Genomic DNA, 21204 nt, shown 5'->3' with positions numbered 1-21204 from the left:
GGGAACGCGACCTCTTGTAGGAGCGGCCTTGTGTCGCGAAAGGGCCGCACAGCGGCCCCAGGCTTCAACCCCGCTCTCGGGCCCGCACCGCAGTCACTGTCTCCCCGCCAACCCCCCAGTTATCGGTCGGCACCTCCTCGATCACCACAAAGGTACTGGCCGGCGGCTTGCCCAGCACCTGCTGCAGCATGCGGGTCGTCTGTTCGATCAACTGGCGCTTGTGCTCAGCGCTCACGCCTTCATCGGTTACGCGAATATGGACATAGGGCATGGTTCTCGCTCCTCTGTCAGTGCCAGGTGCCAGCGGTGCTACCGCCATCCACCGGCAGGATCACGCCGCTGACGAAGCGTGAGTCGGCCAGGTACAACACTGCATCCACGACATCCTGTGGCAAGCCGGTGCGGCCACTGGGTGACAGCGCGCCCATGCCTTGTGTATTGCCGCCATGCAGCGGTGTTTCGATGATCCCCGGCGCCACCGCATTCACCTGCACGCCGCTGGCTGCCAGTTCCAGCGCCAGGCCTTTCACCGCCTGGTTCAGGCCGCCCTTGACCAGTACCGGTAGCAGGGCCGGCACGCGGGTGTCCGGTTGCAAGGCGATGGAGGCGGTGATGGCGATGATCTGCCCATGCCCTTGCCTGGTCATGACCCGCGCCGCTTCCTGGGCCGGGTAGAAGAACCCCTTGAGGTTGGTACCGACCAGGGCGTCGACATCCGCTTCGCTGTACTCGGCAAATGGCTTGGCAATGAAGATGCCGGCGTTGTTGATCAGCAGGTCGACCCCGCCAAAGGCTTGCTCGGCGCTGGCGAACAGGCGCTGCGCCGTGCCCGGTTCGGCGATGTCGCCAGCCACGCCGATGAAGCGCGATGGGTTGCCGAGGCGAGCGGCGGCTTGCTCAAGGCGGGCCTGGCTGCGGGCATTGCCGACCACGTTGTCGCCGCGTTCGAGGAAGGCCTCGGCCAGGGCGAAACCCAGGCCGCTCGAGGCCCCGGTAATGATGACGGTGCGTGGCGTGTTCATGTGCATGATCTCCAGTGAAGTGAGCCATGGGCTCGGTGTGAAGCCACTGTAGGTTGCAATCAGCACTTGAAAAATGAGGCGTGGGGCATTTCAATCGATACATCATGTAATCAATCGAGCCGTCATGACCCGCCATTTCGACGATCTGCAACTGGGCAGCCTGGAATTGTTCTGCCTGGCCGCCGACAGCGGCAGCTTCACTGCTGCGGCCACGGAGGCCGGCGTTACGCCGGCGGCGGTCAGCCGCAGCGTGGCGCGCCTCGAAGAGCGCCTGGGCGTACGCCTGTTCGTCCGCACCACCCGGCAGATGCGCCTGTCCGCAGCCGGCCAGGCCTATTACCAGCAATGTCGGCAGGCACTGGGGCAGCTGGTCGAGGCCGAGCGCCAGGTCACGGGCGGGCAGGTCGAGCCGAGCGGCCGTCTGCGTATCAGTGCACCCACGCCCTATGCCCATCACCGGCTGTTGCCGCTGCTGCCGCGGTTTCGCCAGCGCTACCCAAAGGTGCAGGTGGATGTGCATGTCAGCAACCGCAACGTCGACTTTGCCGAGGAGCCGTTCGACCTGGCCATTCGTGGTCGCGAGCCGGCCGATTCGCGGCTGGTGGCGCGTCGCCTGGAAGATGCCGAACTGGTGGTGGTGGCCACGCCGGGCTACCTGGCCCGTGCCGGCACGCCACGAACACCGCACGACTTGCTGCAACATGAGTGCATCCAGTTCGAACTGCCCAGCAGTGGCCGCCGCCCGCCGTGGAGCTTCCTTCAGGATGGCCAGCAGGTGGAGATCGAAACCCAGGGTGGGTTCACCTGCCTGGGCGACTTCCTCGCCACCGCCACGCTGGTGCGCCACGGCGGCGGGTTGATGCAGGCTTATCGCTTTACCGTGCAGGACGCGCTGGCCAGTGGCGAACTGGTGGAAGTGCTCGCCGAGTTTGGCGGCACTTCGCGGCCGTTCATGCTGATCTACCCCCAGGCCCGGCACATGCCGCTGCGGGTGCGGGTGTTCATCGATTTCCTGTTTGCCGAGGGGGCATAGCCCCCGGGTTGAGCCGAGGCGCCGGGGCGTATGGCCGACTATGCTGTTTGCTGCGTCGAGCCAATGTCATCTCGACGACCCTTCAGGTTTTCCAGGAGAACGCTCCATGAAATCCACGAAATGCATACCCTTGCTGGTGATTGCCTCGGTCCTCAGTTTTGCCGCACACGCAGACCCGGCGAGCAACTGTGCGGCCAAGATCAAGGAGCTTGAAGACATTCAGAAGACTGATGGCCAGGCACTGCACGGTGGCATGGCGCATGACTACCACGAGCTGTTGAAGCAGGCCAAGGAAGGGCAGGCTGCGGGTGACATGATCAAGTGCCAGGCCTCCGCCGACCGGGCCAAGACCATCTACAACAAGGCGCGCGGGAAGTAGCTGCAGGCCTGCACTGGCCTCTTCGCGGGCTTGCCCGCTCCCACAGGATTTCCAACAGGCTCAAGGCCTGTGCAGTACCTGTGGGAGCGGGCGAGCCCGCGAACAGGCCAGTGCAGGAAAGCCCAGTCAGAACCAGCGATCATTCTTCCTGCGCCCACGGGTCAGCGCCGGCAGGATCAGCCCCGCCAGCAAGCCCGCGCCGGCAATGCTGCCGCCATACACCATGTAGCGCATCATCACCTGCTTGTTCTCGTCCCCCAGGCGGGCCTGGGTATCGCGCAGCTGCGACTGGCTCTGGTCGAGCTGTTCATTCAGCGCCTTGTTGCGCGCCTCCAGTTCGTCGATCAGCTTCTTGCGTGAATCCAGGGTTTCCTGCATGCCCTGCACGCGGCTCTTCCAGCTGTCGTCGATGTTCTTCAACTGCCCGGTCAGGTCCGCGACCTGGGCATCGAGCTGCGGCAGGCGCTCGCTCTGGCCTGGCACCGACTGCAGGTCGTTGCTGAGGATCCACACCAAATCGCCGTTCTGCCCGCGCACCTGGCTGTAGTTGCCCTGGCTGCCGATCAGGGTCAGCTTCTGCCCGGACTTGAGCGTACCGACAATGCGGTGGCCATCGGTGGGGCCGCTGCGCACGTAGGTGCTCAGGCTGTCGCTGACCCAGCGTGCATCGCTGGCAGGCTCTTCGGCGTGCACCGGTGCGGCAAGGGCCACCAGGGTGGCGATCAGGCCGCCGCGCAGGGCAGTGAGGGCGGAAGCAGTTGGGCGGGAATCGGGCATGTTGGGTCTTCGCTGAAACAGGACAAAAGTAGGCCCGGTGACTGGGCCGATGAACCGGTCGGTGAGTTGACCGTCAGCCAAAGACCGTTTTTTTGTAGGCGGGTTCACTACCTGACGTCGGAAATGTCTGCAGGATGTTGCAGGGCCCGGCTTGGCTTTGCTGCATTGCCAATGAGGCAAATGTCGTGGAGTACCCCTTGTCGATCCTGTGAATTCACCCTGCTTGCCGGGGCTAGACTCAGGAGTTCACATTCATTCATGGAGCAAGACCATGACTGCCAGGAACACCATCTGCCTCTGGTACGACAATGATGCCGAGGAGGCAGCCAACTTCTATGCCAGCGTCTTCCCCGACAGCAAGGTAATCGCGCTGCACAAGGCGCCGAGTGATTACCCGTCGGGCAAGGAGGGCGACGTGATCACGGTCGAATTCACCGTCATGGGCATTCCCTGCGTGGGGCTCAATGGAGGCAAGGCCTTCACGCACTGCGAGGCTTTTTCATTTCAGGTCAGCACCGAGGACCAGGCCGAGACCGACCGCTTGTGGGATGCCATTGTCAACAATGGCGGCCAGGCCAGCGTCTGCGGCTGGTGCAAGGACAAATGGGGGATTTCGTGGCAGATCACCCCGCGCATCCTCATCGAAGCCATCGGGCACCCTGACCGGGCAGCGGCCAAGCGGGCGTTCGAGGCCATGATGCAGATGGGCAAGATCGATGTGGCCAGGATAGAGGCGGCGTTGAAGGGCTGATTACGGCAGTGAAGTACCCGAGTATTCGTTACCCGGAAGACCTCGAGTCCTATGGCTACGAAGGCGAACTGCAGCCGGGCATGGCCTTGTGCGTGGAGGCCTATGTGGGCGAAGTGGGTGGGCGTGACGGGATCAAGCTGGAGAACCAGTTGCTGGTGACCGAGGACGGGTATGAGCTGTTGACCCATTACCCGTTCGAGGAAAGCTTCCTGCGCGATTGATTGGGCACCTGAAACCTGCGCCGTACCTGTGTAGGAGCGGCTTTAGCCGCGAACACCGGCAAAGCCGGTGCCATCCACCGCGCCGCCTGCTTCGCGGGTAAACCCGCTCCCACAAGGTACGGCGCAGGCTCCGGCTCACGCGGTCCCTGTGTGCGGGCTTGCCCGATCAGTTGCCGGTCACTTCGGCCTCTGCCGACGCCGGCTTGGCCGAAGTCTTCTTCTCCTGCACCACGATGTAGAACTCTTCGCCATGCTTCACCGCGCCATACAGCACGGCCTTCTCGATCAGTTCGTTGCCGCGCAGGTGGCGCAGCATCATCGGGTCCTTGCGCAGGTCGCGGTACAGCGCCAGGCACAGCAGCACCATCACCACCACGAACGGCAGGGCCACGACGATGGTCAGGTTCTGCAGGCCGGTCAGCGCCTCGCCGGGGTCGCGCGGGTCACCGATTGCCAGCATGATCGCCGCCACCGTACCGGTCAGCGCACCCCAGAAAATCACCGTACGTCGCGATGGCGTGGTGGTGCCGTGTTCCGACAGCGTGCCCATCACCAGCGAGGCCGCATCGGCACCGGAAACGAAGAAGATACCCACCAGAACCATCACCAGCACCGATGTCGCCGAAGCCAGCGGGTAGCTGTCCAGCAACTGGTACAGCGCGTGGTTGCTGTTGACCGCACCATTGGCCAGCTGGAAGGCGCCCTCGCGCAGGGCGTCGATACTCGCGCCGCCAAAGATGGTGAACCACACCAGGCTGACCAGGCTCGGTACCAGCAGCACCCCGGTAACGAACTGGCGGATGGTGCGGCCGCGGCTGATGCGGGCAATGAACATGCCCACGAACGGCGTCCAGGAAATCCACCAGGCCCAGTAGAACACGGTCCAGCCGGCCAGCCAGCTGTTCATCTGCTCACCGCCGCTGGCGTTGGTGCGGGCCATCATTTCCGGCAGCATCTTGACGTAGATGCCGATCGAGGTTGGCAGCAGGTTGAGCATCAGCAGGGTCGGGCCGACCATGAACACGAACAGTGCCAGCACCAGTGCCAGCACCATGTTGGTGTTGGACAGCCACTGGATGCCCTTGCCGATGCCCGACACCGCCGAGGTGACGAAGGCGATGGTCAGCAGGGTGATGATCGAGATGTAGAACAGCTTTCCGGGGCTTTCGATCCAGCCGTTGTACTCCAGGCCTCCGGCGATCTGCAGCGCGCCCAGGCCCAGCGAGGCCGCCGAGCCGAACAGCGTGGCGAAGATCGCCATCATGTCGATCAGGCGGCCGAGCGGGCCGTTGGCATGCTTGCCGATCAACGGCCGGAAGGCGGCGGAAATCAGCTGCGAGCGGCCGCGGCGGAAGGTGCCATAGGCAATCACCAGGCCGACGATGGCGTACATGGCCCAGGGGTGCAGGGTCCAGTGGAACAGCGTGGTGGCCATGGCCACCTGCATCGCTTCGCTGGACTGCCCGGCGGCTGTCCCAGGCGGTGGCGACACATAGTGCGACAGCGGTTCGGCAACCCCGAAGAACATCAGGCCGATGCCCATGCCGGCGCTGAACATCATCGCCACCCACGACACCGTACGGAATTCTGGCTGTTCGCCATCACGGCCCAGCGGGACCCGGCCGTAACGGCTGGCCGCCAGCCACAGCACGAACACCACGAACAGGGTGGAGGTGAGCACGAAGAACCAGCCGAAGTTGAGAATGACCCAGGATTGCGCGCTGGAGGCGCTGCTGGCGAGGCTGGCCTGGTTGAGGAAGCCCCAGAGGACGAAAGCGATTGCCAGGAGGCTGGTGAAACCAAAGACGATCCAGTCGAGCTTGCCCTCGAAACGCCGGTCCTGGCGCGCTTCCGCGGTTTTCGAGGGGTCCGTCACGCCAAGGTCGAGCGTTTCGGTGATGTGTTCCTTTGCCATGAATGATGAGGCCCCTTTCTGGCTTACCTGCAGGTGCAGGCTTGTTGTTGTGTGGGCTACCGAGTTCGATGACTGCCTCGGCCGGGAGATTGCTGGCGGGATTATCCTGTGCACGAAACGGCGGCTCCTGTCCCGATAACGCCCCGGGGCGTCCATTACGCGACCTGCCAAATACTTTTAGTTCTGGGGGCGATGGCCCTTTCTGCTTCGCGTTCTGGTAACCTGATGGGCATTCCCCGGGCCTGCACATCCGAGCACCGTAGAAGCGCTGCTGCTTGTGGGCCTGGCCGTATCAGGAAACGGAGATTCGTCCAAATGGCCACTGACCGTGTGAGCCTGATTCATTTCGATAAATTGAGCATGAGCCCTGCCGCTGCCGATCGGTTCCAGAAAGCCCTCGACGCGCTGGAAGCGCTCAAGCTGCAGGACCGTTACGTGTATCTCATCGCTCCTTATCTGGGTGATGTCGCTGACGCCTCCGACCGCGAGCAACTGGCCACCGCCCTGGAACAGGGCTTGCGCGTGGTCGACGAGCTGCTGGCTGCCAGGTCGGTCAGCAAGGTCAAGGCCGAGGAAGTGCGCCAGGTGTTCCACGGCGCCGCCGAGCGTGCGCGGGCAGAAATGTCCGGCTGAGTGGCGGCATGGCCAAAGACATCGACAACCCTTGCGTCTCGCTGTGCCAGCTCAATAGCGAGTTGTGCGTGAGTTGTGGTCGCACCCGTGACGAAATCCGCAAATGGCGGGGCATGAAGCGCCCCGAGAAGATGGCCACCGTGCAGCGGGCGGCAACGCGGATGAAGGCTATCGCCAAGAAGGCGGCCAAGCGGCAGAATGCCGACTGAACCTGCGTACCCTGTGCGCGGCCTTTCCTGATTGTCTGACGAGCCTGAAAATGGATTCTCACTCGCTGTTTGCCTTTACCCTGGTCGCTGCCATCGCGATCGCCAGCCCCGGCCCTGCCACCCTGATGGCCATCAACAACAGCCTGGCCCATGGCCAGCGCAGCGCGATCTGGTCGTCGCTGGGCAATGGTTCGGGCCTGTTCTGCCTTTCTGCTGCAGCCATGCTGGGCTTGGGCGCGCTGCTGGCCAGTTCCGAAATGCTGTTCAAAGCCGTGAAGATCCTGGGGGCGGGCTACCTGTTCTACCTGGGGGCGCGGCAATTGCTGAAAAAGAGCCCGATGCTGGCGCAGGGCGCCGCAGAGGGTGTGGCCAAGGTCCGGCCCACGCCGCTGAAACTCTACAAGTCGGCCTTCCTCACGGCAGTGACCAACCCCAAGGCGACCATGTTCTTCACCGCACTGTTCCCGCAGTTCATCGACCAGGGAGCGGCGCTGCTGCCGCAGTTCCTGATCCTGACCGGGATATTCGTGGCGTTGTCGCTGGTTTCGCTGAGCCTGTATGCCGCGCTGGCGGCGCGGGCCAAGGGCGTGCTGACCCGGCCGTCGCTGTCGCGCTGGGTGAGCCGGGTGGTGGGCACCACCTTCATCGGTTTTGGCGCGGCGATCCTGGCGATGCGCCGGCAGGGGGCCTGAAGTACGAGGGCCGCTCCTTCTGGCCGATAAAAGGCCAACCTGATGGCCAGACATGGTCCAGACTGTCTACAGCACGCACAGATGGGTGCTGCAGTCGACCACAGGATGTGGCAGCCTTTGGCCACCGCTCCGGGTCTGCGGATGTCACATGTGCCGAGGGTTGTCGATGATCGAGCGCTGCTTTCGCCACGCCTTGTTGCTGCTGCCGTGCCTGCTGCTGCCGCTGGCGGCGTTAGCGCATGAGGAATGCCGGCGGCTGACTGCCACCGGCAACCCGGAATACCCCCCCTACCTGTGGCGCGACCCGCAGAACCCCCAGCAACTGATCGGTGCCAATGCCGACCTGCTCAAGTACCTGGGCAAGCAGCTGGGGCTGGAAATCGAGGTGGTCTACGGCGGGCCGTGGTCGCGCGCCCAGGAAGAAGTGCGCACGGGCCGGATCGATCTGATGGCTGGGTATTTCCTGACCGAGGCCCGCCGGCAACAGATGGACTTCATTGCCCCGGCATTCCTGCATACTCCAAGTGTTGTCTGGGTGCGCCAGGACAATACCTTTGCCTACCGGCAATGGGCCGACCTGAAGGGGCGCAAAGGCGGCACGCTGGTCAACAACAGCCACGGCCAGCAGTTCGACGACTACGCCAGGACCAACCTCACCCTCGAAGCGGTACCCGGTGCCAGGCAGGCATTCGAGAAGTTGATGCACAAGCGCAGCGATTATGTGGTGTACGAGCAGTATCCCGGCTTGGCGCTGGCGCGCACATTGGGGATTGCCGACACTTTGCAGGTGCTGGAGCCACCGATATCCAGCGAAGGGCTGTACCTGGCGCTGTCGCATGACTCGCCCTGCAACCAGCCGAAGCTGCGTGAGGCGCTGGCGAGGGAGATGGAAAAGATCGTTGCCGGGGCGTTGCCGGAGCAACTGCTGCAGCAAAACCTGGAGCGTTGGCAATAAATAGCAGCCTGGTATGCGGTCCTTGTAGGAGCGGCCTTGTGTCGCGATGGGGCGCGCAGCGGCCCCTGTTTTCAGCTTCGCCGCAGATATCGCCGGGGCCGCTTCGCGCCCCATCGCGACACAAGGCCGCTCCTACAGGGATGGTGCCAACCGCTCGGCTTCCTTGGCCCGGGTCACGCTGACTGCGCCGGGCAGGGTGACATCGTTCTTCGCCGCGAGGATCTCGGCCATGACGCTGACGGCAATCTCGGCTGGGGTCTTGCTACCGATATAAATGCCGATAGGGCCGTGCAGGCGCTGCAACGACGCTTCGCTTTCGCCAAAGTGTTCGATCAGCCGCTCGCGGCGCAGCTGGCTGTTGCGCCGTGAGCCGATGGCACCGATATAGAACGCCGGGCTGTGCAGGGCTTCGAGCAGGGCCAGGTCGTCCAGCTTGGGGTCGTGGCTGACGGCGACGATGGCGCTGCGCAGGTCTGGGGCGAAGGCGCGGACCACGTCGTCCGGCATGCCGGCCAGGTGGTTGACGCCGGCAACGTTCCAGCCGGCCGTGTACTCGGGGCGCGGGTCGCACAGTGAAACGCTGAAGCCATTGAACAGGGCCATGGTCGCCAGGTATTCGGCCAGCGCGCCGGCACCGATCAGCAGCAGGCGGTAGCCGGGGCCGAGGGTGCTGAGCATGTGCTGGCCATCGAAGCTGAACAGTTCGGGCGTGGTGGTGGCGGTGAGGCTGGCCTCGCCGCTGCGCAGGTCAAGCCCACGGCGTACCAGATTGCCGCCGTCGAGGCCGGCGAGCAGTTGTTCGAGGTGTGGCAGCGACGGAGCGAACTCCAGCACCAGTTCGAGGGTGCCGCCACAGGGCAGGCCGAAGCGGTGGGCCTCGTCGGCGCTGACGCCATAGCGCACCACCTGGGGCAGGCCGCCGGGCATGCCGGGGCCGCCGTAGGCACTGGTGTAGCGGTGAATGAGGTCGTCCTCGATGCAGCCGCCAGAGACACTGCCGACCACACGGCCGTCGCTGCGCAGGGCCATCATCGAGCCCACCGGGCGGGGGGAGGAGCCCCAGGTGCGGGCGACCGTGGCGAGCAGGGTGCGGTGGCCGGCGGCGAGCCAGTCTCGGGTGGTGCGCAGGACCAGCAGGTCGATGCTTTCCATGGGTACTCCGGTAAAGCCTGGTGTTCAAGGGTGGCTGTACCGGCCTCTTCGCGGGTGAACCCGCTCCCACAGGTACTGCACAGGTCTTAGGGGTGGTGCAAATCCTGTGGGAGCGGGTTCACCCGCGAAGAGGCCGGTACAGCCACCAAATTCATCGCATATGCAAAATGATCGGGCTACTGCTGGCCGGGTCGGTATGCCCACGCAACTTGCCCACCGCCTGCGCATTCACCGCGCCACCATTGTTCCCCCAGGCACTGCGCACGAAACCCAGCACATCAGCAATTTCCTGGTCACTCAATTGCTCACGGAAGGCCGGCATGCGATAGGCATCGGGCAACCCGGCCGTCACCACCCGCTGCGAACCATTGAGGGTGATATTGATCGCCGAGGCGTCTTCCTTGGCCAGTGCCGAGGTAGCGCCGGCCAAAGGTGGCATCCACTCGGCCTGGCCCTTGCCGTCCAGGCCGTGGCACGACGCACAGCGGGTTACATAGGTATGCGCCCCAGGGCTGTCGAGCCGCGCCGCCGTCGTTTCGGCCTGGTACTGCCACGGCTCACCGTCGCGTTGCGGGTCGCCGGGCAGCGACTTCAGGTAGCGGGCGATGGCGGCCAGGTCGTCGTCACTCATGAACTGCGTGGAGTTGTTGAATGCCTCGGTCATCGAGCCGAATACCACCGCGTGCCGGTTGCGCCCGGTCTTGAGGAATTGCGCGATCTCGGCCTCGCTCCAGCGCCCCAGCCCGGTGTTGGGATCGGCACGCAGGCTCGGTGCATACCAGCCATCGAGCAGGGCACCAGCGAGGAACGGTTTGCCACTGTCATCCAGGGCCTTTTCGTTGAAGGCCAGGCCGCGCGGCGTATGGCAGCTGCCACAGTGGCCGGGGCCCTGGACGATGTAGGCGCCGCGGTTCCACTGGGCATCCTGCCCGGCCTGGTCGGCGTATGGCGTGGTGGCGGCGAACAGGCCGTTCCACATGGCAATGGGCCAGCGCCAGTTCAGCGGCCAGGGAATGTCGCTGGCAAGGTTGGCCTGTTGCACGGGTTGCACGCCGTGCATGAAGAAGGCGTACAGCGCCTTTACATCGTCATCGCTGAGCTTGGCGTAGGACGGGTAGGGCATGGCCGGGTACAGCCGCCGGCCACCGGGTGCGACGCCCTGGCGCACGGCACGGTCGAAGTCGGCCAGGCTGTAGCCACCGATGCCGGTGTCGCGGTCGGGGGTGATGTTGGTGGCGTGGATCGCCCCCAGCGGGGTGGCCATTTCCAGCCCGCCGGCGAACGGTTTGCCGTCCGGCAGGCTGTGGCAGGCCACGCAGTCGCTGAGGCGGGCCACGTACTCGCCACGGCTGACCAGCGCCGGGTCGGCAGTGGTGGCCTGCGCATCGGCAAATGGCGAGGCGGGCTCGCGGGTGACGTACCAGGCCAGCAGGCCTGCCGCGACCAGGCACGGCAGCGCCAGCCAGCCAGCGGTTCTTGCGAAACGGTGGGTCATGGGGCGTCCTTGTGTGCTCAGCTGAAGGTATGGCGGCTCAATGGCAGGCTGCGCACGCGCTGGCCGGTCAACTGTGCGACTGCGTTGGCCACCGCCGGTGCCACTGCGGGCAACGGTGGCTCGCCGATGCCGCCCATCTTCGCCCCGCTTTCGACAATACGCACATGCACCCTGGCCATGCGCGACGGCGGCAGGATCGGGTACAGGTCGTAGTTGCGCGCGCGCGGCTTGCCATCCACGTACACCGCTTCTTCCAGCAGTGTCTGCGACAGGCCCAGGGCGACGGCGCCGTTGACCTGGTGCTCGATGATCGCCGGGTTGACGATGCTGCCCGGGTCGATGGCCTGCCAGATGTCGTGCACCTTGACCTGGCCATTCTCGATCGACACCTCGGCAATGACCGCTGCCTCCGAGCCGAACGGCGAGGCCATGGCCACGCCGCGCGCTCGTTTGCTGCCATCCTCGGCGGTGAACGGCCCACGTTTCCAGCCGCCGGAAAGCTCGGCGACGGCCTGCAACAGGTTGGTCAGGCGCTGGTTGTCGCGCAGCAGGTGCAGGCGCAGTTCGAACGGGTCCTTGCCGCCTTTGTCGGCCAGCTCGTCGAGGAACGATTCGTAGAAGAAGTCGTTCAGCGAGTTGCCCACCGAGCGCCAGTAGCCGAGCATGGCCGGGCCTTTCACGTAGATCTGCGCGATGCGCTTGTTGGCGATGGCGTAGGACTTGCCCGACAGCCCTTCGAGCGCGGTCGGGTCGAGCTTTTCGCCTTGCTTGCCAGCGATGGCTTCGGTCGGGCCTTCGGTGGCGCTCACGGCTTCGAGGGCCACCGGCAGGCCGTCGGCATCCAGCCCGGCGCGGAACTTCACCACGGCGACCGGGCGCAGCACATCGCGGAGGAATTCCTCTTCGCGGCTCCAGATGAGTTTTACCGGCCGGCCGACCGCCTTGGCCAAGGCAATGGCCTGTGGGTAGGGGTTGGCCGAGTCGTACAGGAAGTGGCGGCCAAAGAAACCGCCCAGCAACGGCGAATGCAGGGTGATCTGCGCCGGGGCCAGGCCGGTGCGCTTGGCAATGTCGTCACGGAACATGTCCGGTGCCTGGTTGGGCAGCCACACTTCCAGGCTGCCGTCCGGGTTGAAGCGCGCCAGTGCCGACGGCGGCTCCAGCTGGGCGTGGTTGAGGTACTGGTTGTGGTAGGTTGCCTCGACCCGGGTCTTGGCACTGGCCAGCATGCCGGCCACATCGCCCTGGTTTTCGTCGTCGCGCGCCGGGCCCGTGACCGTGGCCAGGTGCTCGCGCCAGCCATCGCTGGAGAAGTCGGCCGGCATTGGCCGTACCGGGCTGTCGGCCGCGGGCTCCTTCCAGTCCACCTGAATGGCTTCGACCGCGCGCTTGGCGTGCCACCAGCGTTCGGCAACCACGGCCACGGCACCCGGCAGCTGATGCACCGAATGCACGCCCTTCATGGCCTTTACCTGGTCTTCGTTGCGCAGGCTGCCGACGGTCATGCCCAGGCGTGGCGCGTGCTGCACGGCAGCGTGGAGCATGCCGTCGACCTTGATGTCGATGCTGTACACAGCCTTGCCGGTGGACTTGTCGTAGGCATCCAGGCGACGTACCGGCTTGCCGATCCAGCGAAACTGGCTGGGGTCGCGCAGCTTGACGCTGGCCGGGTCCGGCACCGGCAGGTCCATGGCCCGTCCGGCCAGTTCACCGTAGGGGATGGAACGACCAGTCGTGGTATGTACCACGTGACCCGGCGTGGTGGAGAGTTCTTCGACCGGCACGCCCAGCTGCTCGGCGCCCGCCTGCAGCAGCATGGCCCGGGCGAGGGCGCCCAGGCGGCGCATGGTCGGGTAGCTCATGCGCACCGACATGCTGCCGCCAGTGATGCGCATGCCATTTTCCATCACTACATAGGCTTCGCCGGGCGGCGCGCTGTCGACCACGAAATTGGCCGGGTCGACGTCCAGCTCTTCACCAACGATCTGCGCCATGGCGGTGAAGGGGCCTTGGCCACCTTCCATGAACGGGCTGAGCAGGCGTACTTTGCCGTCCGGGCGGATCTCCAGAAACGCCGGCACCTGGGTACCGCGCTCCGGGGTTGCTGCGGCGGCTGCCTGTACACGGGCCGACCCCATGGGCAGGCCGAAGCCCAGCACCAGGGCACCGACAGCCGTGCCGGCAAGAAAGCGCCGACGCGACAGGTTGACCGTTTCGCCCAGTTGCAGCTTGAGCAGTTCGGCGGGGGTATCGACTGGTGTGTTCATCAGGCCTTCTCCCCTTGGGCCAGCTCATGCACGGCGGCATGGATGGCGTTGTAGGTGCCGCAGCGGCACAGGTTGACCATGGCTGCCTCGATCTGCGCGTCACTGGGCTTGGGTGTGTGCTTGAGCAGCGCCGTGGCCGCCATTACCTGGCCGGACTGGCAGTAGCCGCACTGGGCCACCTGGTGCTCGACCCAGGCCGCGACCACCCGTTTGCCGACGGCATCGGCCTCGATCGCCTCGATGGTGGTCACTTCGCGCCCGACCACGCCGGCCACCGGAGTGACGCAGGCGCGCACCACGTTGCCGTCCACCAGCACCGAACAGGCGCCGCACTGGGCCAGGCCGCAGCCATACTTGGTGCCGGTCAGCCCCAGGTCATCGCGGATCACCCACAGCAGGGGCGTGTCGGCGTCTGCCTCGACCTGATAGGTCTTCTGGTTGATGCGTAGTTCCATGGTTCACCTGCCCGTCAACGGTTGCTGTCGCGTGGTTTCTTCTGATCGGGGAATACGGTGCTCCCCAGTGCAGAAACGCTAGCACAGCGGGGTGACCGCTGGTCTGCTGGCAGGGGCAGGTTCAGAGGATCAGGCAAGCAATTCGGTGAAATGCGCAAGCGGCGATGTGCGCTATCGCCTGTAGGAGCGGCCTTGTGTCGCGATGGGGCGCGCAGCGGCCCCACGATCTTGGCAGCATGCAGTACTGTAAGGGGCCGCTTTGCGGCCCATCGCGACACAAGGCCGCTCCTACAGAAAAGCGCATTTGGAGGTGAGGAGGACTTCCGCAGCGAAAACCCGGATAATGCCGGCCAATTTCGTTTTGCACGCTTAAATCACGGTAATCCCGCATGGAAATCAAGGTCAATTTTCTCGACAATCTCCGTCTCGAAGCCAAGTTCGACGACTTCACGGTGATCGCCGACCAACCGATCCGCTACAAGGGTGATGGCTCGGCCCCGGGGCCGTTCGACTATTTCCTGGCGTCTTCGGCCTTGTGCGCGGCTTACTTCGTCAAGCTGTACTGCCAGACCCGCGACATCCCTACCGAAAACATTCGCCTGTCGCAGAACAACATCGTCGACCCGGAAAACCGCTACAACCAGGTCTTCAAGATCCAGGTCGAACTGCCCGAGGACATTTCCGAGAAGGACCGCCAAGGCATCCTGCGCTCCATCGACCGCTGCACGGTGAAGAAGGTGGTGCAGACCGGCCCCGAGTTCGTGATCGAAGTGGTCGACAACCTCGATGCCGATGCCCAGGGCTTGCTGATGCCGGTGGCGGACACCAGCACCTACATCCCCGGCAAGGACCTGCCGCTGGAGCAGACCATCGCCAACATGTCGGGCATCCTCGCCGGGCTGGGGATGAAGATCGAGATCGCCTCGTGGCGCAACATCGTGCCTAACGTGTGGTCGCTGCATGTGCGCGACGCCCAGTCGCCGATGTGCTTCACCAACGGCAAGGGCGCGACCAAGGAGGCCGCGCTGGCCTCGGCGCTGGGCGAGTTCATCGAGCGGCTGAACTGCAACTTCTTTTATAACGACCAGTTCTGGGGCGAGGAGCTGGCCAACGCGTCGTTCGTGCACTACCCGAACGAGCAGTGGTTCAAACCCGGCCCGCGCGATGCGCTGCCGGCCGAGATCCTCGATGAGCACTGCCTGGCAATCTACAACCCGGACGGCGAGCTGCGTGGCTCGCACCTGTACGACACCAACTCGGGCAACACCGCGCGCGGCATCTGCTCGTTGCCGTTCGTGCGCCAGTCCGACCAGCAGGTGGTGTACTTCCCGTCCAACCTGATCGAGAACCTGTTTCTCAGCAACGGCATGAGCGCCGGCAACACCCTGGCCGAGGCGCAGGTGCAGTGCCTGTCGGAAATCTTCGAGCGTGCCGTGAAGCGTGAAATCCTCGAAGGCGAGCTGTGCCTGCCGGATGTGCCGCAGGAAGTGCTGGCCAAGTACCCGGCCATCGTCGCCGGCATCCAGGGCCTGGAAGAGCAGGGCTTCCCGGTGCTGGTCAAGGATGCGTCGCTGGGTGGCGAGTTCCCGGTGATGTGCGTGACCTTGATGAACCCGCGCACCGGCGGCGTGTTCGCTTCGTTCGGCGCCCACCCGAGCCTGGAAGTGGCGCTGGAGCGCAGCCTCACCGAACTGCTGCAGGGCCGCAGCTTCGAAGGCTTGAACGACCTGCCGCAACCGACCTTCGAAAGCCACGCGCTGACTGAGCCGAACAACTTCGTCGAGCACTTCATCGACTCAAGTGGCGTGGTGTCGTGGCGCTTCTTCAGTGCCAAGGCCGACTTCGAGTTTGTCGAGTGGGACTTCTCCGGCCACGGCGAGGACTCCAACGTGCAGGAAGCCGCGACCCTGTTCGGCATCCTCGAGGACCTGGGCAAGGAAGTGTACATGGCGGTGTACGACAACCTTGGCGCCACCGCCTGCCGCATCCTGGTGCCGGGTTACTCTGAGATCTACCCGGTCGAGGACCTGATCTGGGACAACACCAACCGCGCCCTGTCGTTCCGCGCCGACATCCTCAACCTGCACAGCCTGGACAACCGTTCCCTCAAGCTGCTGCTCAAGCGCCTGGACAACTGCGATGTGGATGACTACACCACCATCACCACGCTCATCGGCGTGGAGTTCGACGAGAACACGGTGTGGGGCCAGCTGACGATTCTCGAGTTGAAGCTGCTGATCTGCCTGGCGGTACAGCGCTTCGAGGACGCCAAGGAACTGGTCGAGGCGTTCCTGCAGTTCAACGACAACACCGTCGAGCGCGGCCTGTTCTACCAGGCGCTGAACGTGGTGCTGGAAGTGCAGCTGGACGACGAACTGGAAATGGACGACTACGAAGCCAACTTCCGCCGCATGTTCGGTAACCCGCGCATGGACGCGGTGCTGGGTTCGGTGGACGGCAGCGTGCGCTTCCATGGCCTGACCCCGACCAGCATGAAGCTCGAAGGCCTCGATCGCCACCTGCGCCTGATCGAAAGCTACAAGAAGCTGCACGCGGCCCGGGCCAAACTGGCCTGACCACGCGTTACTCCTGTAGGAGCGGCCTTGTGTCGCGATGGGCCGCAAAGCGGCCCCCGTTTTGGCATTGAAGCTGATATTGCCGGGGCCGCTTTGCGGCCCATCGCGACACAAGGCCGCTCCTACAACGACGTCGATCGCCTTCATATATCGGTTTCAAATAACCACTATCCCCAATCTGTCTTGCCGCTTCGCCTGCCAGGCGCGTAGCGTTTTGCTCCCATCCCCTCGATCCATGGCGCGTTGACCGCCAGAAGGACCTCGGCCGCGCACAACAAGAAGGCGCAGACCATGAGCACCCCTTTGGATACCAATGCCCTCAAAGCCCGTCAGCAAGCCGCGTGGGCCAGTGGCGACTACGCGGTAATCGGCACCACCCTGCAACTGGTTGGCGAGCGCCTGGCCGAAGCCTGTGACCTGCGCTGGGACGAGCAGGTGCTGGATGTCGCCGCCGGCAACGGCAATGCCACCCTGGCTGCTGCCCGGCGCGGCTGCCGTGTCACCTCCACCGACTATGTGCCCGAGCTGCTCAAGCGCGGTGAAGAACGTGCGCGGGCCGAGCACCTCAATGTGGTGTTCCAGACTGCCGATGCCGAAGCGCTGCCGTTTGCCGATGGAACATTCGATGCGGTGCTGTCCACCTTCGGCGTGATGTTCGCGCCCGAACAGGCCCAGGCCGCGCGTGAACTGGGCCGGGTGTGCCGGCCCGGTGGCCGGATCGGCCTGGCCAACTGGACCCCGCAAGGGTTCGTCGGGCAGATGTTCAAGACCCTCGGGCGGCATGTACCGCCACCAGCCGGGGCTCTGCCGCCTTCACGCTGGGGTGATGAAGAACAGTTGCGCGTGATGTTCGAGGGGGCGCTGGGCGAATTGAAGGTCAGCCGCCAGCACTTCAACTTCCGCTATCGCTCGGCGGCGCATTTCATCGAGGTGTTCCGCACCTGGTACGGGCCGGTGCACAAGGCGTTTGCCTCGCTGGAGCCGGAGGCGGCCGGGGCGCTGGAGCGGGATCTGGCGCAATTGCTGAATGAAAGCAATGTGGGCGGCGCGTCGTCGTTGGTGGTGCCGAGTGAGTACCTTGAAGTGGTGATCATTCGAGGTTGAGCCCACGGGCCAAGCGCTCAGTTCTTGCACTTGGCCATCACCACCTGGCAAGTCTTCGGTGTGCCCCCTGACCGGCTTGCATAACGCACGCAGTTGTTCAGCGATTTCTGCCGGGCAATGCTCAGCGTATTGCCCCACGCGAGGCCGCCTTCGCCGGTGGTGGGCACAGCTTTGGCGAAGCAGTTGGAGCCCGTTGCGGGCGTCGCGTACCTGGCCTTGCTGGCTTTGCTGGAGCAGCCGGCGGTGAGTGCCAAGCTGAAGGCGAGCAGGGTGGTCAGCGCCCAGGACGTGTAGGGGCGAATCGGTTTACTGCTCATATGCTCTCCTTACCGAGGCGCAGGACTCCCCGCCGCGAACACCGGCAAGGCCGGTGCCATACACTGCACAGGATATTGCATTCAAGCGAAGCGGTGAACGCTTGCGTTGCACCAGATGCAGCGCAAGGCCTTGCACCATGGCAAGGCCTTGCGCCTGGGGCAACGATCAGAAGCGGTAGTTGAAGCTGGCTTCCAGCGTACGCGGTGCACCCGGGGTGATCAGGTCCACCGAACCGTGCGCGGAGGCATAGTAGTCACGGTCGAACACGTTCTTCAGGCGCAGTGCGGCGTCCCACTGCGGCACGCTGTACAGCAGCGCGGCGTCGAAGGTGGTGTAGCCCGGCATCACCACCACGTTGTCGAGTGCGGTGTAGCGCTCGTCGACGTAGTTGGCGCCGGCGGCCACGCGCCATTCCGGGGTCAGGGTGCGCACCAGCCAGACGTTGGCGCTGTTACGTGGCGTCAGGGTAGGGGTCTGGCCTTCGTTGGCAACGCCGTTGGTCTTGCTGTTGGACTTGGTGATCTCGGCATCCAGGTAGGCGTAGCCTGCGTAGATCTGCCACTTGTCCGTGAGCTGCCCGCTGACGGTGGCTTCGAAGCCGTCGGTACGCTGCTCGCCGGCCAGCACGGTCAGGTTGGGGTTGGCCGGGTCGGCGGTCTTCATGTTGGTGCGCTCGAGGCGGAATACCGCTGCGGTCAGCGACAGGCGGCTGTCGAGCAGGTCCCACTTGGCGCCGATTTCGTAGTTGGTGGTTTCTTCCGGCTCCAGGTGCTGGTTGGTCGGGCTGACCGCGAACACTTCGCCCGAAGGCTGGTAGCTGCGGCTGACCGACACATAGTAGGACTGGATGTTATCCGGCTGGTAGACCAGGCCGGCACGTGGGCTCCAGGTCTTGTCGGTACGGTCGAGGTCTACGTTCTGCGCGCGGTCGTCGTCGTACTCCTGGCCAAAGATGTCATAACGCACGCCGACCAGGGCCTTCCAGTGCTCGTTCAGCTCCATCATGTCCTGCACGTACAGGCCGGTGGTCTGCTGGAAGTTGGTGCCCTTGGACGAAAGGTTGGCGGCGTGCTCCGGCACCGGCACCAGGGCGTCGCGATACACCGGCACCTGGGCCACGTTGTTCTGGCTCAGCACCCGCTGGTGCTTGTCCTGGAAGCCCACTTCCACGCCATACAGCAGGTTGTGCTGCATGCCGGCAAGCTGCGCCTGTTGCTTGAGTTCGGTCTGGTTGAACATGCCGTACTCGTCGCGGGCGACGTTGCCACGGTTGAGCTTGACCAGCAGTTCGCCGTCAGGCGCGGTGACGAAGCGCGTCGGGCTGCTGTCGGCCAAGGTGTTGTTGCGGTCCAGGTCGTAGCGGTAGTACCGGCTGGTGTTGGTCAGGGTGAAGTCGTCGTTGATGCGGTAGTCCAGGCTGGCAGTCAGCGAGAACACCTCGCTGCGGGCGTAGTCCTGGTCGGCATCGCCGGAGCCGAAGCGCTTGTCGCGGTCCACATCTACCGGGCGGTTGCCCAGCGCCGGGATGCCGAAGTCGATCAGGCGCTTGTCGTACAGGTAGGTGGCGCCCAGGTTCAGTTCCAGGTCGTCGGAGAGGCGGAAGTAGGCCGACGGCGCGATGGCCTTGCGGTCGATGTAGCCATCGTCGCGGAAGGTGTCGCTGTCTTCGAAGGCGCCGGTCACGCGGTAGGCCTGGTTGCTTTGCGGGTCGGCCCAGCCGGTGTCGAACTGGGTGCGGCGCTTGCCTTCGCTGTCGAAGCTCATGCCGACTTCGCGCTTGGGCGTGAAGCTCGGCTTCTTGCTGATGCTGTTGATCAGGCCGCCCGAAGAGCCACGGCCATACAGCACGGCGGCAGGGCCCTTGATCACCTCGACCCGCTCGATGTTGGACAGGTCACGGAAGTACAGGGCGTCGTCGCGCACGCCGTCGATGTACATGTCACCAATGGCGCTGAAGCCACGAATGGTCACCTGGTCACGCTGGCCGTCGCCGTTGGACAGGCCGACGCCGGGCACGTTCTTCAGCACGTCTTCCATGGACTGCGCACCCTGGTCCTTGATCACGCTTTCGGGCACGACGTTGACGGTTTGCGGGATGTCGCGCAGCGGGGCGTCGATCTTCATGGCGCTGCGGCTTTCGCTGGCCTTGTAGCTTTGCTGCTCGTAGGCGCTGGTGACGGCAGTGGCGGGTAAGGCGAGGGAGCCCTGCGATTCAGGTTGGACAGCCGCGTGAACCGCAGGCACAACCAGCAGGCCCAGCATGGAAATGGATGCTGGGGCAACAGACTTTTTTGCCATTACAGGTGACTCTTTGTTGTATTTGGAGGTCACGAATAGTAATGATTTGTAAATGTAAAGCAAGTGTAAAGAGTTCGCATTTGCTATTGCAATGGCGCAGGTGGCGAAAAAACGACAAAACGCGTCGCAAGGGGGAGGGCCGGCAATGTGCCAGGCAAGGGCTATGCTTGTTGGCGCGTGAGCATTTCACGCCCCCATCCGGTCTTGATCACATGGAAGCAGGCCTATGAATCCAATTCGCTCTCTCGCTCGTGCTGTTGCCCTTGCCACCCTGGCGTCCGCCGCCAGCTTCACGGTGCAGGCTGCCGGTATTCCCATTGGTAGCGAGGCGCTGGAAAGCCACGTCACCACGCAGGTCACGGCCATCGACCTGGCCAGCCGCCAGGTCACGGTGAAAGGCCCCGACGACAAGAAGGATGTGACCTTCCAGCTCACGGAAAAGGCCAAGGCGCTGCCCAACCTCAAGGTGGGTGACCAGGTCGACATCTACGTGACCCGTGCTGTGGCCTATGTGCTCAATCCCGAGGTAGGCGGTGCACCGAAGGCGACTGAAGAGTCCGGTACCATTCGCGCCACGGCGGACAACCCCAACCCGGGCGGCGAGGCGTTCCGCCAGGTCAAGGTGACCTCGCAGATCAAGAAGATCGACCTCAAGAAGCATGAGGTGAGCCTGTTGCCGCCGGAGGGCAAGCTGCAGGTGGTCAAGGTCGAGAACCCTGACCTGCAGGCACGCATGAAGAACCTCAAGGTCGGCCAGACGGTCGACGCGATCTACACCGAAGTGCTGCGCGTCGAAACCTCGCGCTGACCCTTCATTGGGGCAGGCTACGGGTTGCCTGCCTATGGGATCGCCTTGCATTGATGCCCTTTCAGCTAATCGATTAGGGCCGCTGTGCGGCCCATCGTCGGCGAGCCAGCTCCCATGGAACTGCACATAACTCATTGAATTAGC

The 21204-nt window shown here is 64.3% G+C and carries 21 protein-coding genes; 11 read left to right on the top strand and 10 right to left on the bottom strand.

What is annotated here, in order from left to right; all coding sequences use genetic code 11:
- Positions 1-64 precede the first annotated feature (64 nt).
- Positions 65-271: a 4-oxalocrotonate tautomerase family protein gene (locus tag CAG46_RS08760; protein WP_061551649.1), complete on the bottom strand. Its 207-nt coding sequence runs from the start codon at positions 269-271 to the stop codon at positions 65-67.
- A gap of 16 nt (positions 272-287) precedes the next feature.
- On the bottom strand, positions 288-1022 hold the full coding sequence (locus tag CAG46_RS08755; RefSeq protein WP_085617083.1) for an SDR family NAD(P)-dependent oxidoreductase: 735 nt from the start codon (positions 1020-1022) through the stop codon (positions 288-290).
- A gap of 124 nt (positions 1023-1146) precedes the next feature.
- On the opposite strand from CAG46_RS08755, the gene CAG46_RS08750 reads away from it, so the two are divergent.
- Positions 1147-2055: a LysR family transcriptional regulator gene (locus CAG46_RS08750; protein ID WP_003259239.1), complete on the top strand. Its 909-nt coding sequence runs from the start codon at positions 1147-1149 to the stop codon at positions 2053-2055.
- A gap of 106 nt (positions 2056-2161) precedes the next feature.
- Complete coding sequence (locus CAG46_RS08745; RefSeq protein WP_085617081.1) at positions 2162-2434, top strand: hypothetical protein; 273 nt, start codon at positions 2162-2164, stop codon at positions 2432-2434.
- Positions 2435-2560: 126 nt separating this feature from the next.
- On the opposite strand, the gene CAG46_RS08740 is transcribed toward CAG46_RS08745, so the two are convergent.
- Positions 2561-3211, bottom strand: coding sequence for a TIGR04211 family SH3 domain-containing protein (locus CAG46_RS08740; protein ID WP_025338806.1), 651 nt, complete (start codon positions 3209-3211; stop codon positions 2561-2563).
- A gap of 271 nt (positions 3212-3482) precedes the next feature.
- On the opposite strand from CAG46_RS08740, the gene CAG46_RS08735 reads away from it, so the two are divergent.
- Both CAG46_RS08735 and CAG46_RS08730 read left to right on the top strand, forming a co-directional pair.
- Positions 3483-3962: a VOC family protein gene (locus CAG46_RS08735; protein WP_085617079.1), complete on the top strand. Its 480-nt coding sequence runs from the start codon at positions 3483-3485 to the stop codon at positions 3960-3962.
- Positions 3963-3970: 8 nt separating this feature from the next.
- Positions 3971-4183 carry a hypothetical protein gene (locus CAG46_RS08730; RefSeq protein ID WP_237140986.1) on the top strand — a complete coding sequence of 71 codons (213 nt, stop codon included), beginning with the start codon at positions 3971-3973 and terminating at the stop codon, positions 4181-4183.
- Between the two features lie 166 nt (positions 4184-4349).
- On the opposite strand, the gene CAG46_RS08720 is transcribed toward CAG46_RS08730, so the two are convergent.
- A complete protein-coding gene (locus CAG46_RS08720; protein WP_075044977.1) occupies positions 4350-6098 on the bottom strand; it encodes a BCCT family transporter in 1749 nt (582 codons plus the stop codon).
- A 315-nt stretch (positions 6099-6413) separates the two neighbouring features.
- Here CAG46_RS08720 and CAG46_RS08715 point away from each other — a divergent pair, with 315 nt between their 5' ends.
- From CAG46_RS08715 to CAG46_RS08700, 4 genes are all read left to right on the top strand, one after another.
- A complete protein-coding gene (locus CAG46_RS08715; RefSeq protein WP_085617075.1) occupies positions 6414-6731 on the top strand; it encodes a hypothetical protein in 318 nt (105 codons plus the stop codon).
- 8 nt (positions 6732-6739) lie between these two features.
- Positions 6740-6940: a DUF1289 domain-containing protein gene (locus CAG46_RS08710; RefSeq protein ID WP_012271937.1), complete on the top strand. Its 201-nt coding sequence runs from the start codon at positions 6740-6742 to the stop codon at positions 6938-6940.
- Positions 6941-6990: 50 nt separating this feature from the next.
- Positions 6991-7632 (top strand): LysE family translocator, encoded by a 642-nt coding sequence (locus CAG46_RS08705; RefSeq protein WP_085617073.1) that lies wholly within the window; start codon positions 6991-6993, stop codon positions 7630-7632.
- 166 nt (positions 7633-7798) lie between these two features.
- The gene (locus CAG46_RS08700; RefSeq protein ID WP_085617071.1) at positions 7799-8587 is read left to right on the top strand and encodes an ABC transporter substrate-binding protein; all 789 of its coding nucleotides are present in this window, start codon (positions 7799-7801) and stop codon (positions 8585-8587) included.
- Positions 8588-8719: 132 nt separating this feature from the next.
- On the opposite strand, the gene CAG46_RS08695 is transcribed toward CAG46_RS08700, so the two are convergent.
- From CAG46_RS08695 to CAG46_RS08680, 4 genes are all read right to left on the bottom strand, one after another.
- Positions 8720-9739, bottom strand: a complete 1020-nt coding sequence (locus CAG46_RS08695) for an XdhC family protein (protein WP_085617069.1) — start codon at positions 9737-9739, stop codon at positions 8720-8722.
- Positions 9740-9890: 151 nt separating this feature from the next.
- Complete coding sequence (locus tag CAG46_RS08690) at positions 9891-11234, bottom strand: cytochrome c (protein WP_085617067.1); 1344 nt, start codon at positions 11232-11234, stop codon at positions 9891-9893.
- A gap of 17 nt (positions 11235-11251) precedes the next feature.
- Positions 11252-13501 carry a molybdopterin cofactor-binding domain-containing protein gene (locus CAG46_RS08685; protein ID WP_085617065.1) on the bottom strand — a complete coding sequence of 750 codons (2250 nt, stop codon included), beginning with the start codon at positions 13499-13501 and terminating at the stop codon, positions 11252-11254.
- Complete coding sequence (locus CAG46_RS08680; protein WP_003259224.1) at positions 13501-13956, bottom strand: (2Fe-2S)-binding protein; 456 nt, start codon at positions 13954-13956, stop codon at positions 13501-13503. The genes CAG46_RS08685 and CAG46_RS08680 overlap by 1 nt, the downstream gene beginning before the upstream one ends.
- A 389-nt stretch (positions 13957-14345) precedes the next feature.
- On the opposite strand from CAG46_RS08680, the gene CAG46_RS08675 reads away from it, so the two are divergent.
- Both CAG46_RS08675 and CAG46_RS08670 read left to right on the top strand, forming a co-directional pair.
- Positions 14346-16532: an OsmC domain/YcaO domain-containing protein gene (locus CAG46_RS08675; RefSeq protein WP_085617062.1), complete on the top strand. Its 2187-nt coding sequence runs from the start codon at positions 14346-14348 to the stop codon at positions 16530-16532.
- A gap of 291 nt (positions 16533-16823) precedes the next feature.
- Positions 16824-17636: a class I SAM-dependent methyltransferase gene (locus tag CAG46_RS08670; RefSeq protein ID WP_085617060.1), complete on the top strand. Its 813-nt coding sequence runs from the start codon at positions 16824-16826 to the stop codon at positions 17634-17636.
- Between the two features lie 17 nt (positions 17637-17653).
- On the opposite strand, the gene CAG46_RS08665 is transcribed toward CAG46_RS08670, so the two are convergent.
- Positions 17654-17953, bottom strand: a complete 300-nt coding sequence (locus CAG46_RS08665; protein ID WP_025338818.1) for a hypothetical protein — start codon at positions 17951-17953, stop codon at positions 17654-17656.
- Between the two features lie 166 nt (positions 17954-18119).
- A complete protein-coding gene (locus CAG46_RS08660; protein WP_178080691.1) occupies positions 18120-20252 on the bottom strand; it encodes a TonB-dependent siderophore receptor in 2133 nt (710 codons plus the stop codon).
- A gap of 226 nt (positions 20253-20478) precedes the next feature.
- Here CAG46_RS08660 and CAG46_RS08655 point away from each other — a divergent pair, with 226 nt between their 5' ends.
- The gene (locus tag CAG46_RS08655; protein WP_085617056.1) at positions 20479-21060 is read left to right on the top strand and encodes a hypothetical protein; all 582 of its coding nucleotides are present in this window, start codon (positions 20479-20481) and stop codon (positions 21058-21060) included.
- Positions 21061-21204 lie beyond the last annotated feature (144 nt).

The sequence above is a fragment of the Pseudomonas sp. B23(2017) genome, from assembly GCF_002113725.1.
Taxonomy (GTDB): domain Bacteria; phylum Pseudomonadota; class Gammaproteobacteria; order Pseudomonadales; family Pseudomonadaceae; genus Aquipseudomonas; species Aquipseudomonas putida_Z.
Note: the sequence above shows the minus strand (reverse complement) of the source record. Positions and strands in the feature narration are given on the sequence as shown.

What these genes read in the sequence shown, in the direction of transcription:
- CAG46_RS08715 (WP_085617075.1), top strand. Translation starts at nt 6,414, where the DNA reads ATGGCCACTGACCGTGTGAGCCTGATTCATTTCGATAAATTGAGCATG.
- CAG46_RS08680 (WP_003259224.1), bottom strand. Translation starts at nt 13,956, where the DNA reads ATGGAACTACGCATCAACCAGAAGACCTATCAGGTCGAGGCAGACGCC.
- CAG46_RS08750 (WP_003259239.1), top strand. Translation starts at nt 1,147, where the DNA reads ATGACCCGCCATTTCGACGATCTGCAACTGGGCAGCCTGGAATTGTTC.
- CAG46_RS08745 (WP_085617081.1), top strand. Translation starts at nt 2,162, where the DNA reads ATGAAATCCACGAAATGCATACCCTTGCTGGTGATTGCCTCGGTCCTC.
- CAG46_RS08660 (WP_178080691.1), bottom strand. Translation starts at nt 20,252, where the DNA reads ATGGCAAAAAAGTCTGTTGCCCCAGCATCCATTTCCATGCTGGGCCTG.
- CAG46_RS08735 (WP_085617079.1), top strand. Translation starts at nt 3,483, where the DNA reads ATGACTGCCAGGAACACCATCTGCCTCTGGTACGACAATGATGCCGAG.
- CAG46_RS08665 (WP_025338818.1), bottom strand. Translation starts at nt 17,953, where the DNA reads ATGAGCAGTAAACCGATTCGCCCCTACACGTCCTGGGCGCTGACCACC.
- CAG46_RS08685 (WP_085617065.1), bottom strand. Translation starts at nt 13,501, where the DNA reads ATGAACACACCAGTCGATACCCCCGCCGAACTGCTCAAGCTGCAACTG.
- CAG46_RS08670 (WP_085617060.1), top strand. Translation starts at nt 16,824, where the DNA reads ATGAGCACCCCTTTGGATACCAATGCCCTCAAAGCCCGTCAGCAAGCC.
- CAG46_RS08755 (WP_085617083.1), bottom strand. Translation starts at nt 1,022, where the DNA reads ATGAACACGCCACGCACCGTCATCATTACCGGGGCCTCGAGCGGCCTG.
- CAG46_RS08705 (WP_085617073.1), top strand. Translation starts at nt 6,991, where the DNA reads ATGGATTCTCACTCGCTGTTTGCCTTTACCCTGGTCGCTGCCATCGCG.
- CAG46_RS08655 (WP_085617056.1), top strand. Translation starts at nt 20,479, where the DNA reads ATGAATCCAATTCGCTCTCTCGCTCGTGCTGTTGCCCTTGCCACCCTG.
- CAG46_RS08710 (WP_012271937.1), top strand. Translation starts at nt 6,740, where the DNA reads ATGGCCAAAGACATCGACAACCCTTGCGTCTCGCTGTGCCAGCTCAAT.
- CAG46_RS08760 (WP_061551649.1), bottom strand. Translation starts at nt 271, where the DNA reads ATGCCCTATGTCCATATTCGCGTAACCGATGAAGGCGTGAGCGCTGAG.
- CAG46_RS08700 (WP_085617071.1), top strand. Translation starts at nt 7,799, where the DNA reads ATGATCGAGCGCTGCTTTCGCCACGCCTTGTTGCTGCTGCCGTGCCTG.
- CAG46_RS08690 (WP_085617067.1), bottom strand. Translation starts at nt 11,234, where the DNA reads ATGACCCACCGTTTCGCAAGAACCGCTGGCTGGCTGGCGCTGCCGTGC.
- CAG46_RS08695 (WP_085617069.1), bottom strand. Translation starts at nt 9,739, where the DNA reads ATGGAAAGCATCGACCTGCTGGTCCTGCGCACCACCCGAGACTGGCTC.
- CAG46_RS08740 (WP_025338806.1), bottom strand. Translation starts at nt 3,211, where the DNA reads ATGCCCGATTCCCGCCCAACTGCTTCCGCCCTCACTGCCCTGCGCGGC.
- CAG46_RS08675 (WP_085617062.1), top strand. Translation starts at nt 14,346, where the DNA reads ATGGAAATCAAGGTCAATTTTCTCGACAATCTCCGTCTCGAAGCCAAG.
- CAG46_RS08720 (WP_075044977.1), bottom strand. Translation starts at nt 6,098, where the DNA reads ATGGCAAAGGAACACATCACCGAAACGCTCGACCTTGGCGTGACGGAC.